8 protein-coding genes are annotated in these 12,617 nt (G+C 63.9%); 7 read left to right on the forward strand and 1 reads right to left on the reverse strand.

Annotated features, from left to right (window positions below):
• Positions 1–77: 77 nt before the first annotated feature.
• Positions 78–3,788: a peptidoglycan-binding protein gene (locus tag WHT83_RS08990; RefSeq protein ID WP_406873577.1), complete on the reverse strand. Its 3,711-nt coding sequence runs from the start codon at positions 3,786–3,788 to the stop codon at positions 78–80.
• 442 nt (positions 3,789–4,230) lie between these two features.
• Here WHT83_RS08990 and WHT83_RS08995 point away from each other — a divergent pair, with 442 nt between their 5' ends.
• The 7 genes from WHT83_RS08995 to WHT83_RS09025 all read left to right on the forward strand — a co-directional run bounded on the left by WHT83_RS08995 (position 4,231) and on the right by WHT83_RS09025 (position 12,511).
• Positions 4,231–4,683, forward strand: a complete 453-nt coding sequence (locus WHT83_RS08995) for a MerR family DNA-binding transcriptional regulator (RefSeq protein WP_108610051.1) — start codon at positions 4,231–4,233, stop codon at positions 4,681–4,683.
• Between the two features lie 255 nt (positions 4,684–4,938).
• Positions 4,939–6,735 carry an acyl-CoA dehydrogenase gene (locus WHT83_RS09000; protein ID WP_318762558.1) on the forward strand — a complete coding sequence of 599 codons (1,797 nt, stop codon included), beginning with the start codon at positions 4,939–4,941 and terminating at the stop codon, positions 6,733–6,735.
• Between the two features lie 117 nt (positions 6,736–6,852).
• Complete coding sequence (locus WHT83_RS09005) at positions 6,853–7,308, forward strand: endonuclease domain-containing protein (protein WP_406873578.1); 456 nt, start codon at positions 6,853–6,855, stop codon at positions 7,306–7,308.
• Entirely contained in the window at positions 7,305–8,474 is a 1,170-nt protein-coding gene (locus tag WHT83_RS09010) for an acyl-CoA dehydrogenase family protein (RefSeq protein WP_108609370.1), read from the forward strand. The genes WHT83_RS09005 and WHT83_RS09010 overlap by 4 nt, the downstream gene beginning before the upstream one ends.
• A 31-nt stretch (positions 8,475–8,505) precedes the next feature.
• Positions 8,506–9,714, forward strand: coding sequence for an acetyl-CoA C-acetyltransferase (locus WHT83_RS09015; protein WP_108609369.1), 1,209 nt, complete (start codon positions 8,506–8,508; stop codon positions 9,712–9,714).
• A 22-nt stretch (positions 9,715–9,736) separates the two neighbouring features.
• The gene (locus WHT83_RS09020) at positions 9,737–11,956 is read left to right on the forward strand and encodes an FAD-dependent oxidoreductase (RefSeq protein WP_406873579.1); all 2,220 of its coding nucleotides are present in this window, start codon (positions 9,737–9,739) and stop codon (positions 11,954–11,956) included.
• A 6-nt stretch (positions 11,957–11,962) separates the two neighbouring features.
• Positions 11,963–12,511, forward strand: a complete 549-nt coding sequence (locus WHT83_RS09025; protein ID WP_406873580.1) for a thioesterase family protein — start codon at positions 11,963–11,965, stop codon at positions 12,509–12,511.
• Positions 12,512–12,617: the final 106 nt, after the last annotated feature.

The following is a 12,617-nucleotide window of genomic DNA, read 5'->3' on the forward strand; positions in this document are numbered from 1 at the left end:
CGCCGTGCCCGAAATGAAAATATCTCAATCAGTTAACCCGCCGGTTAAGGCGGGCTGCTGATAGTGGAGACGGTGAATTATTTGCGCGCCAGCAGCGCTTCTACCAGGGGACCGTCGATCTCGCCGGTCGGCTTGAGGGCGTTGTCCTTCTGGAACGCGGCGATGGCGTCCTTGGTCTTCTGGCCCATCATGCCGTCAGGCTGGCCGGCTTCGTAGCCGTTCTTGTTGAGAATGGCCTGGACGTTGTGGATGGCCTTCTTCATGTCGACGGCCGCCGGCGCATCCTGCCATGTGGCCGGGATGTCGACGGCATTGGATGCCGGGTCGAGCGTCTTGGCCTGCCAGAGCGCGGTCGTCTCTTCGGCACGCTTGAGCTGCTCGGGGTTGAGCGCCTTGGCGATCTCGTCGCGCTTGGCAGCCGCATCCTTGTCGCCTCCCTTGGCGACGATGGCGAACCACTTGTAGGACTCCTCGAGGTTCTGCTTCATGCCAACGCCCTTGGCAGCGAGGATGCCGAGATTGAACTGGCTGTCCTTGACGCCGAGTTCGGCGGCACTGACGAACCAGCGCGTCGCCGAGTCGTTGTCGACGGTGCCGTCGGCCCCCATGGCAAACAGCACCGCCAGATTGTGCATGGCACTGGCGTTGCCCTGGGCCGCGGCGAGCTGGTACCAGGTCTTGGCCTTGGCGGCATCGCGGTCGACGCCGTTGCCTTTCTCATACAGGTTGCCGATGCGGTATTGCGCCGGTGCGAAGCCGAGCTCGGCGGCCTTCTCGTACCACTGGGCCGCAGCCTTCATGTCGGCATTGGTGCCGCGGGCTTCGGCGTAACGCGAGCCGATCTCAAACAGCGCCTTGGCGTCGCTTGCATTGGCAGCTTCGCGCAGGGCCGTCGGGCCGATCGCCTCTGGCATGAAGGCGGCAGGCGTGCTGGTCGGCTTGAACGTCTCGGTCACGGTCGGCTGCGCCGGAATGGACTGCGTGCTGTTGTGGTCGAGCGCGACCTGGGCCGGTGCGGCCGCTTCGATCGTCTCGGCGACCATGTCGGGTTCGGCGGCCGGTGCCTTGGCGACCACGGGTTTGTCGACATTACGAACCGGGGCTGCGGGGGCTTCGATGGCCTTGGCCGGCGCTGCGGCAGCGACCTTGACCGGCTGGGATGCCGAGGGTGCGACGGTGACGCTTGCCGTTTCGACCGGATCGTTGAGGAAGGCCTTGCCGAGTTGCATGCCGGCGAGCGCCAGCATCACCGCACCGACCGCCATCAGCACCGACTTGCGGCGCGACTTGATGAGATCGCCGATGCGCAGTGCGCGCACCGGGCCTTTGAGATCGGAGCTGCGCTTGAGCGCGTCGGCTTCGGCTGCCGCTGCCTGGGCGGCGCGGCGGGCGGCGGCGATGAAGTCGGACTTCGACGCATCGGTCTCGTTCGGCCGGGCCGTTTCGCCGCGCTCGTCGCGGACGCGGCGCATGATGGCGTTGAGGTCGGGGGCGCCGGAGCCGGGCTCCAGCGGACGGTTGGCGATCTTGGGGTCGAGCGGCGCGTCGAGCATGACGCTCGGGGCCGTGTCTTCGATGACCGGCTCGGCGACCTCGGTTGCCGGCTGTTGCTGCTTGGTCTTCTTGGCGCTGAAGGCGCGAGCCAGGCCGCTGAACATCGAGGTCCTAGCGGGTGTTGCATCCTTCTTGTCGGCGCGCACGCCGTCGAGCGCTGCAACCGCTGCGGCAGCTTCCGCGGCGGCCTGGGCCGGGCTGCGGGTGACGCGTTCGTCATCGCCTGCATTGCGGCGGCCGAAGGTGGCGTTGGCTTCGGGCAGCGGTGCAGGTTCATCGGGATCGAGCGACGGCGTCTCGCTGAGCGCAAGCTTGGCTTCCGCCTCGACGATCCTCGGCGACAGCAATTCGGCGACGGAAGCCGGCGGGATGTCGACGGCGGCAGGTTCGCCGGTTTCGATAGAGCCGAGCCGGTCGACGATCTTGAGCAGCGTGTCGTGGATCGCCTCGAAAGTCTTGCCGTTGCGCTCGTCGGAACGGCGGGTAAGCGCTTCGAGCGCCTTGAGGTCCTCAGCCAGACCGGTGACGGCAGCGGTGTCGGTGGTCGAGCCGGTGAAGGAGCGGACCGCATTCTCGGCCGCCTGGCGGGCAGCCTCGACAAGGGCGTGGTGGTTGCCGGCGATGGAGCGTTCGATCTCATCGAGGCGTGGACGGACGTCCTCGAACTCGGGCAGCGGCGAGCCTGGGCGCGCCAGATGGTTCGTCAGTTCGCTGACCTGCGCCTCAAGACCGCGGATCAGTTGCGGGTCGATGCTCGACACCTGTGCCGCCGACATTTCGAGGCGGCCGGAAATGTCTTCGAGGCGGGCTTCGAGCCCGCGCATCGCCTGCTCGGTGGCAGGGTCCGGACGGTTGGTTTCGAGGCGCTGGGCGAATGCCGTGAAGCGGGCGTCGATGGCTTCCATGATGCCCGACTGATCGGCGACAGGCTGGGCCGCTTGCCGGTCGAGGCGATTGCCGAGATCTTGGAGGCGGTTTTCGAGTTCGCGGAACAGCGCATTGCCATGTTCGAAGGCATCGCCCTGGCGGCGCTCGAACACGTCGGCAAGTGCGTCGAAGCGCTGTTCGATGCCCTGGAAGATGAGGCCGGCGTCGGGTGCTGCGGGCGTGCGTTCGATCTTGTCGGCGATCAGCGAGATCTGTTGGCCGAGGCGCTCGACGGCCTGCTCGGGGATGTCGCTGCGGGCGGCGATGCCGTCGACGCGCTCGGACAGAAAATTGAGCCGGTCGATGATCTCTGCGGTCGGCTGGTCGGCGGTGATCTCCTCGATCTGGTGGGCAAGCGCGGCGATGCGCACCTCGATACGCTCGAACGGCGCGGGGTCGAAATGCGGTGTCTGGGCCGCGACCGTCGAGGCGACGATGGCGCGCGAGATCTCGTCGAGGCGCTCGTCGATGAGGCCGAACATCTCGTCGCTGTGGCTGTCGCGCTGGCGCACGAACTGGTCGACGGCACCGGCCAGCGTGCGGACCTTCTCCTCGATGCTGCGCAGCGATAGCGATTCGGGCAGGTTGTTGACGGCATCGTTGATCTGTTCGAGCCGGCCGGCCAATGCGGCAAGCGCCGGGTCTTCGGCGCGCTGATCCTGGCTCGCCGACATGCGGTCGGCGAAATCGGTCCAGCGGCGGTCGAAATCGTCCCAGCGCCGATCGACGGAAAGCACGGTTTCCTCGCGGGCAAGATCGCCGAGCGAGCGGCGGACCTGTTCCAGTTCGAGGCGCAGCGTGTTGACGCTTCTGTCGTCGCTGCGTTCGGCGAGCGAATGGATGGCGCCCGACAGGCGCTCCAGTTCGTGACCCAGCTCGACCGCTTCGGCGCCGGCTACGCCTGCCTGGCTGGCGCGGTCGATGTCCTTGCGCAGGAGGTCGAACTCGTGCTGCAGACCGGAGCTCATCTGGTGGCGCATCTCTTCGCGCAATGCGCGCAACTCGCCGGCGATCTTGCCGACGGCGGCGATACCGTCCTCCTGGCCACGGACCCGGTCGATGTCGCGGACGATGGTGTGGTAGGGGCGTTCGTAGGGCGCGCTGCGGCCATATTCGCCGCGCGGCGTGTAGCCGGCCGCCGGGGCCTGGCGCATCTGGTCGCGGTAGGGTTCGGCACTTTCCTCGCGTGCGCGTTCAAGCCGCGCTTCGAGATTTTCGAGAGACCGGTTGAGCTGGTCGAGCGACGCGTGCGGGCGGCGCTGCCTGCCGTCGTTGAGGCTGTCGAGATAGGACCGCTTGCTGTTCATCGAAACGCCCGTTGGTAAGAGTGCTGGCTATGAACCAGTTGTCTCAAATCCTTGCCGGGATCGGGGTCGCGAAGGGCCGCGCGGGAATTGGCTTCCTGGGGCTATTCGCCGCCCTCCGAAACCGTGAACAATTCGATACATGATGACCACGGGAGAACCGACATGCGCACATTTCCCCGAACGTGGTAAACAACCTCTTAACCAAGCTTAAGAATGTGCGACGTTGTGTTCCCGCCCTGGCGCCGAAAGCGGCCAAATTTCCCTTGCGTAGGGTAGGCCGCATCGTTATAGCATTTACGTAAACGTAAGACGTGTGCAGAACGCCGTCTTGAGTGCCTTTACATAGAAACCATGATCGGAAGCCCCGCCCCCTGCGGCTTCCATCAGAGCATGGCCGGCTCACCGCCGCCGCGCTCGCAATTGGGGATATCGGAAGCAGATGATGAAGCTTGTATCGGTCGCCGATGTAGCGGCCAATGAAAACAATCTTTCCGGCGAGGACTATGTCCGCATCGGCGAGATGGCGAAGAAGTACGGCGTGACGCTTCGTACGTTGCGTTTCTACGAGGACAAGGGGCTGCTCAACCCCAAGCGCGAGGGCGCGACGCGCCTTTACACCCGGCGCGACCGCGCACGGCTGAAGCTGATCCTGCTTGGCAGGAAGGTCGGTTTCTCGCTGCGCGACGTCAAGCAGATGATCGACCTCTACGATCCCACGGGTACCAACGCCAAGCAGCTGCGCCTGACGCTGGACAAGTCGGACAAGCAGCTCGGCCGCCTGCAGAAGCAGCGCCAGCTGCTCGACGAGGCGATCGGCGAGCTGAACAACCATATGGACGTCGTTCGCCAACTGCTGGCCGAGCGCACCGCGCCTCAGGCAAGTGCTGCAAGCTAACCAGGCGACTTTGCTTTCTGAAACGACCCGGCGAGGGAGACCTCGCCGGGTCGTTTTGCGTTTGGGATCGGCGCGATTTCGTTGTCTCTTCGGATCGGCGATCCCGCCCCGCTGGACGTAACGATCACCCAAAAACGGCTGCGGCAAAAATTGACGTTTACGCAAACGTCAATTTTTGCTAATCGACGTTCGACAAGCGGTTCCCCGTCGCATACCGTCTGGCCGGAACCGGTTACATTTGCTGGAGGAAGAGCAATGCCGATATTCCGCGCGCCGGTCCAGGACACCCTTTTTGTGCTCAACGACGTGCTCGGCTATGAGCGCTACAGCAACCTTGCCGGCTTTTCCGATGCCAGCCCCGACGTGCTGGAGGCGATTCTCGCCGAGGGCGCCAAGCTCGCCGAAAACGTCATGCATCCGCTCAATCGCGTCGGCGACATGGAAGGCTGCGTCCGTAACGACGACGGCTCTGTCACCACGCCCAAGGGTTTCAAGGAAGCGTTCGACCAGTATCGCGAAGGCGGCTGGATGGGGCTTGCCGTGCCGGCTGAATTTGGCGGTCAGGGATTGCCTTACACGGTCCACTCGGCGGTCGGCGAATACATGTCGGCGGCCAACATGGCGCTGATGATGTATCCCGGCCTGACCCAGGGCGCGATCGCCGCAGTGCTGGTTCATGGCACCGACGAGCAAAAGGCCACGTGGCTGCCCAAGATGGTCGAGGGCGCCTGGACCGGGACCATGAACCTGACCGAGCCGCATTGTGGCACTGATCTCGGCCTGCTGCGCTCCAAGGCGGTGCCGAACGGCGACGGTTCCTACAAGATTTCGGGCCAGAAGATCTTCATCTCGGCCGGCGAGCACGACATGTCGGACAACATCATCCATCTGGTGCTGGCCCGCATCGAAGGCGCGCCGGAAGGCGTGAAGGGCATCTCGCTGTTCATCGTGCCGAAGTTCAACATCGACGCCTCGGGCAACCCCGGCACCCGCAACGCGGTCTCTTGCGGCTCGATCGAAGAGAAGATGGGCATCCATGGCAACTCGACCTGCGTCATGAACTATGACGAGGCGCATGGCTTCCTGCTCGGCGAGGCCAATGGCGGCCTGAAGGCGATGTTCACGATGATGAACGAGGCCCGTCTCGGCGTCGGCCTGCAGGGCCTTGCCGTCTCCGAAGTCGCCTACCAGAACGCCGTCGCCTACGCCAAGGACCGCATCCAGGGCCGTTCGCTGACCGGGCCGAAGGCGCCCGACAAGAAGGCCGATCCGATCATCGTCCACCCCGACATCCGCCGCAAGCTGATGACCATGAAGGCCTTCAACGAGGCCGGCCGGGCGCTGGTGCTGTGGACGGCGATCAACTCCGACGTCGCCCACCGCTCCGAGGACGACGCCGAGCGCCAGGCAGCCGACGACCACATGGGCCTGATGACGCCGGTGGTGAAGGGCGTGCTCACCGACAAGGGCTTCGAGCATGCGGTCATGGCGCAGCAGGTGTTCGGCGGTCACGGCTACATCGAAGAGCACGGCATGAGCCAGTTCGTGCGCGATGCCCGTATCGCCATGATCTATGAGGGCGCCAATGGCGTGCAGGCGCTCGACCTCGTCGGCCGCAAGCTCGGCCTCAATGGCGGCCGCGCCGTGCAGGCTTTCTTCAAGGATGTCGGCGAGTTCTGCGAGGCCAATCGCGGCGACGAGCAGATGGCGCCCTACACCAAGGCGCTGAAGAAGGGCCTGAATGATCTGCAGGCGGCGACCATGTGGCTGGTGCAGAACGGCATGAGCAATCCCGACAATGCGGGTGCGGCCTCGACCGACTACATGCATCTCTTCGGCCTTGTGGCGCTCGGCTACATGTGGGGCAGGATGGTCAAGACGGCTCAGGACAAGCTCGCGACAGGCGCCAACGGGTCAGCAGACTTCTACGAGACCAAGCTGGTGACCGGCCTTTATTTCATGGAGCGTGTCATGCCCGAAACCGCGGCGCATCTTGCGCGGCTTTCGACCGGTTCGGCAACGATGATGGCGCTTGCCGCGGAAGCGTTCTGATTGAGGCCGAGGTACCCCCTCCCCCTTGAGGGGAGGGTGGCCCGTAGGGCCGGGTGGGGTCATCGCGGCCATGCGCCAACGCCGGGCCTGGCGGGATAAGGTGGGAGGATTGGTGGAGTGCCCAGAACCCGCGTCAGCTTCGAAATGCGCCAGAAGGCGCGGTCGTTGCGCAACCATGCGACCAAGGCGGAAAATCTGCTCTGGTACGAATTGCGTGACCTGAAGGCCGGTGGGTTCAAGTTCAGACGGCAGGCCCCTATCGGTCCCTACATCGTCGATTTTGTCTGCCCGCTGTTGAAGCTTGTTGTGGAAGTTGATGGAGATACCCATGAGACCGACAGCGGCAAGCGGCACGATGCAAATCGAGACGCGTATCTGAAATCTCTCGGCTACAAGGTCCTCAGGATTGATGAGCCAGATGTAGTGAACAGTGCTTGGCACGTCGCGCAAATGGTGAGGGAAAAGGCCAGTAGACTGGTCGGCGACCCCACCCGACCGCTTCGCGGCCACCCTCCCCTCAAGGGGGAGGGGGATGTCGGCGCCGTTGCCGCAAAAAATGGATCGGAAGCATGACCAATCCTGCTGAAATTCTCGGACTCCCCAAACCCGCCTGGGCGGCGGACGACGTGGCGATGCTCTACGACATGGCGCACCGCTTCATGTCCGAGGAAATCCTGCCGCACTACGACGCGTTCGAGAAGAACGAGATGGTCGACCGCGCGAGCTGGGAGAAAGCGGGCGCTGCCGGCCTGCTCTGCGCTTCGATGCCCGAGGAATATGGCGGCTCGGGCGGCACCTTCGCCCATGAAAGCGCGATCATCGAGGCGATCGGCCATGTCGGCGTCGATGGCTTCGGCATTGCCCTGCACAATTCGATCGTCGCCCCCTACATCCTGCACTATGGCTCGGAAGAGCAGAAGAAGAAGTGGCTGCCGAAGATGGCGACCGGCGAGCTGATCGGCGCCATCGCCATGACCGAGCCGGGTGCCGGCTCCGACCTGCAGGGCGTCAAGACGCGCGCCGAGAAGGACGGCAACCAGTACCGCATCAATGGTTCCAAGACCTTCATCACCAACGGCCAGCATGCCAATCTGATCATCGTCGTTACCAAGACCGACCCGGCCAAGGGTGCCAAGGGCACGTCGCTGATCGTTGTCGAGACCGATGAGGTCGATGGCTTCGAGCGTGGCCGCAACCTCGACAAGATCGGGCTGAAGGCCAACGACACTTCGGAGCTGTTTTTCAACGACGTGCGCGTGCCGACCTCCAACCTGCTCGGGCAGGAAGAGGGGCAGGGCTTCGTCCAGCTGATGCAGCAGCTGCCGCAGGAGCGGCTGCAGATCGGCACCGGCGCCATCGCCATGATCGAGCGCGCGCTGGCCGAGACCATCGACTACGTCAAGGATCGCAAGGCCTTCGGCAAGGCGATCCTCGATTTCCAGAACACTCAGTTCAAGCTGGCCGAGCTCAAGACCGAGGCGACCATCGGGCGCGTCTTCTACAACGATTGCGTCGCGCGTCATATTTCCGGCGGGCTCGATCCGGTAACTGCGTCGATGGCCAAGTATTGGCTGTCGGACCTGCAGTGCAAGATCGTCGACGAATGCCTGCAATTGTTCGGCGGCTATGGCTACATGAATGAATACCCGATCGCCCGCATGTATCGCGATGCCCGCGTGCAGCGCATCTATGGCGGTACCAACGAGATCATGAAGTTGCTGATCGCGCGCTCGCTCTGAGCCGCCGGTCCGGAAACCAAGGAGCAGAAAAATGGCTGACGCTTTTGTCTATGACGCCGTGCGCACGCCGCGCGGCAAGGGCAAGAAGGATGGATCGCTGCATGAAGTGCCGGCGGTGCGCCTCGGCGCCAAGGTGCTGGAAGCGCTGCGTGACCGCAACGGGCTCGACACCGCACAGGTCGACGACATCATCTTCGGCTGCGTCGATCCTGTCGGCGAAGCGGGCTCGGTGATCCCGCGCTCGGCCGCCTTTGAAGCCGGCTACGACAACAAGGCGCCGGGCATGCAGATCTCGCGCTTCTGCGCGTCGGGTCTCGACGCCATCAATTTCGGCGCTGCCAAGATCGCCCAGGGCGCCGACGAGATCGTCATTGCCGGCGGCGTGGAATCGATGTCGCGCGTCGGCATGGGCATGTCGGGCGGTGCCTGGTTCATGGATCCCTCGGTTGGCATTCCGGCCTGGTTCATGCCGCAGGGCGTTTCCGCCGACCTGATCGCCACCAAGTACGGCTTTTCCCGCGACGACGTCGACGGCTACGCGGTCGAGAGCCAGAAGCGCGCCGCCAGGGCCTGGGAGAAGGGCTACTTCAAGAAGTCGGTGGTGCCGGTCAAGGACCAGAACGGCCTGACCATCCTCGACCATGACGAGCACATGCGCCCGACCACCGACATGCAGTCGCTGGGCCAGCTCAACCCGTCCTTCGTCATCCCCGGCGAGATGGGCGGCTTCGACGCGATTGCCGTCCAGCGCTATCCCGAGTTGGAAGAAATCAACCACGTCCACCATGCCGGCAACTCGTCCGGTATCGTCGACGGTGCCGCCGCCGTGCTGCTCGGCTCGAAGAAGGCCGGCAAGACGCTTGGTCTCAAGCCGCGCGCCCGCATCCGCGCCTTCTCCAACATCGGCTCCGAGCCGGCGATGATGCTGACCGGCCCGGTCGACGTCACCGAGAAGCTGCTGAAACGCGCCAAGATGAAGCTGTCGGACATCGACCTGTTCGAGCTGAACGAAGCCTTCGCCTCGGTCGTGCTGCGCTACATGCAGGCTTTCGAGATCCCGCACGACAGGATCAACGTCAACGGCGGCGCGATCGCCATGGGCCACCCGCTGGGCGCCACCGGTGCGATGATCTTCGGCACCGTGCTCGACGAGCTCGAGCGCCGCGATCTGAACACCGCTCTCGTGACGCTGTGCATCGGCGCCGGCATGGGCACCGCAACGATCATCGAACGCGTTTGATTTCGGCCGGAAGGAGACAGACATGACCTACACCAACTTCACGGTCGAAACCGATGCCGATGGCATTGCGCTCGTCACCTGGAACATGCCCGACCGCTCGATGAACGTCTTCACCGAGGAGGTGATGAACGAGCTCGACAAGATCATCGACCAAGTCGTTGCCGACGCCGGCATCAAGGGCGCCGTCATCACCTCCGGCAAGGAGACTTTCTCGGGCGGTGCCGACCTCACGATGCTGCAGAAAATGCTGAAGCTCTACGCCAAGGAAAAGGCCAAGGACCCGGAAAAGGCGGCGAAGCTTTTGTTCGACAATGCCGGCCGCATGGGCGCGTTGTGGCGCAAGCTCGAGATCTCTGGAAAACCGTGGGTTTCGGCGATCAACGGCACCTGCATGGGCGGCGCCTTCGAGCTGTCGCTGGCCTGCCACGGCCGTGTCGCGGCGGACTCCGACAAGGTCAAGATGGCCCTGCCGGAAGTGAAGGTCGGCATCTTCCCGGGCGCCGGCGGCACCCAGCGCGTGCCCAGGCTCGCTGATCCGCAGTCGGCCCTGCAGATGCTGACCTCGGGCCAGACGCTGTCGCCGCAGAAGGCGAAGGGCATGGGCCTGATCCACGAGATCGCCGAGCCGAAGAAGCTGATCGAGACCGCCAAGGCGATGATCAGGAACGGCCTGAAGCCGGTCCAGCCGTGGGACGAGAAGGGCTTCAAGTTGCCGGGCGGTCCCGTCTATTCGGCGGCGGGCGCCAACCTCTGGCCGCCGGCAATCGCCATCCTGCGCCGGGAGACCTATGGCAACTATCCGGCCGCGACCGCGATCCTGAAATGCGTCTATGAAGGCCTGCTGGTGCCGTTCGACACCGGCCTGCGCATCGAGCAGCGCTACTTCACCGAGATCATGCAGACCAAGGAAGCGGCGGCGATGATCCGCTCGCTGTTCGTGTCGCTGCAGGAGTTGAACAAGGGCGCCCGCCGCCCCGAGGGCATCGCCGACACCAAGTTCAAGAAGATCGGCATCATCGGTGCCGGCTTCATGGGCGCGGGCATCGCCTATGTCACGGCCAAGGCAGGTATCCCAGTGGTGCTTGTCGACCGCGACCAGGAGGCGGCCGACAAGGGCAAGGCGCATTCCGACAGCCTGATCTCCGACCAGGTCAAGAAGGGCCGCGCCAAGGCCGAGGATCGCGAGAAGCTTCTGTCGCTGATCACGCCTTCCGCAGACTATGCCGATCTCGCCGGCTGCGACCTCGTGGTCGAGGCGGTATTCGAGGATTCGGAAGTCAAGAAAGCCACGACCGAGAAGGCGGAAGCCGTGATCAAGTCGTCGGCGGTGTTTGCCTCCAACACCTCGACCATCCCGATCACCTCGCTGGCCAAGAACTCGGCCAGGCCGAAGAACTTCATTGGCATCCACTTCTTCTCGCCGGTCGACAAGATGATGCTGGTCGAGATCATCATGGGCAAGAAGACGGGCGACAAGGCGCTTGCGGTTGCGATGGATTTCGTCCGTGCCATCAAGAAGACGCCGATCGTCGTCAACGACACGCGCGGCTTCTACGTCAACCGCTGCGTGCTGCGCTACATGTCGGAAGCCTTCAAGATGCTGATCGAAGGCGTGCCGGCGGCGATGATCGAAAACGCCGCCAAGGCTGCCGGGATGCCGGTCGGCCCGCTGGCGCTGACCGACGAGACGGCGGTCGACCTCGCCCAGAAGATCATGAAGCAGACCATCAGGGACCTCGGCGAAAAAGCCGTTGATCCGCGCCAGATGGCGCTGATCAACACCATGGTCGATACCCATGGCCGCCTCGGCCGCAAGAACACCAAGGGCTTCTACGACTATCCGGCAAAGCCCGCCAAGAAGAAGCTGTGGCCCGGCCTCAAGGACCTCTATCCGCAGCTCGCCCCCGAGAAGGTTGACGTCGAGGAACTCAAGCTGCGCCTGCTTTCGGTCATCGCGCTCGAAGCAGCACGCGTGATGGAAGAAGGCATCGTCACCGACCCGCGCGAAGCGGATGTCGGCTCGATCCTCGCCTTCGGCTTCGCGCCCTACACGGGCGGTGCGCTGTCCTACATCGACGGCATCGGCGCCAAGAAGTTCGTCAAGATCGCCAAGGACCTGCAGAAGAAATACGGTGCCGAGTTCAAGGCCCCGAAACTTCTCATCGAGATGGCCGAGAAGGGCGAGAGCTTCTACCAGCGCTTCGATCCCTACGCCAAGGCCGAGGAAAAGAAGGCGGCCTGACGCAGCATGTACGTCTGGGCAAGACTGGCACGCATGGCCGCGACGGCATCCCGTCGCGGCCCTTACCGTTTTGGCGATGAGGGCCGGCTGTCGTTCCGCTGTCTGCCGACCGACATCGACTTCAACATGCATCTCAACAATGCGCGCTACATGATGCTGGCCGATGTCGGCCGCATCGACATCTTCATGCGCTCGGGCCTGATCGAGCTCGCCCGCAAGCGCGGCTGGGCGCCGATGCTCGGTGGGCTGCAGACGGTGTTCGTGCGCGAGATCAGGCTGTGGCGCAGCTTCGAGGTGGTGTCCTCGATCGAAACCTGGAGCGGTTCCGAAGTCATCGGCAAGCACCGCTTCGTGCTCGACAACGGCGAGACGGCGGCCCTTATCATGACTAGTGCCGGGGTCTATGACCGCGGCAATAGGCGCTTCGTGCAGATCGACGATCTTGTCGCCGAGCTGGGCTACGACGGAGCAGCGCCGCGCGACGTGAGCGAGGAAGAGCGGATATTCATCGCTTCGCACAAGGGGTTGAGGACGTTGGCGAAGTTCGAGCGCTGACGCCTGTTCTGATGGGCTGATCGTTGTCTGTTTGCCTGCTTTGCCGGTGGACAATTGCAACCGGCGTGGTTAAATGCCGAAAGGTATTTTTTCCTGTCTTGAGGGG

The sequence above is a fragment of the Aminobacter sp. P9b genome (assembly GCF_045345995.1).
GTDB classification, from domain to species: Bacteria; Pseudomonadota; Alphaproteobacteria; order Rhizobiales; family Rhizobiaceae; genus Aminobacter; species Aminobacter niigataensis.

Coding starts and splice junctions, on each gene's coding strand:
- WHT83_RS08990 (WP_406873577.1), bottom strand. CDS start 3,788: ATGAACAGCAAGCGGTCCTATCTCGACAGCCTCAACGACGGCAGGCAG.
- WHT83_RS08995 (WP_108610051.1), top strand. CDS start 4,231: ATGAAGCTTGTATCGGTCGCCGATGTAGCGGCCAATGAAAACAATCTT.
- WHT83_RS09000 (WP_318762558.1), top strand. CDS start 4,939: ATGCCGATATTCCGCGCGCCGGTCCAGGACACCCTTTTTGTGCTCAAC.
- WHT83_RS09010 (WP_108609370.1), top strand. CDS start 7,305: ATGACCAATCCTGCTGAAATTCTCGGACTCCCCAAACCCGCCTGGGCG.
- WHT83_RS09015 (WP_108609369.1), top strand. CDS start 8,506: ATGGCTGACGCTTTTGTCTATGACGCCGTGCGCACGCCGCGCGGCAAG.
- WHT83_RS09020 (WP_406873579.1), top strand. CDS start 9,737: ATGACCTACACCAACTTCACGGTCGAAACCGATGCCGATGGCATTGCG.
- WHT83_RS09025 (WP_406873580.1), top strand. CDS start 11,963: ATGTACGTCTGGGCAAGACTGGCACGCATGGCCGCGACGGCATCCCGT.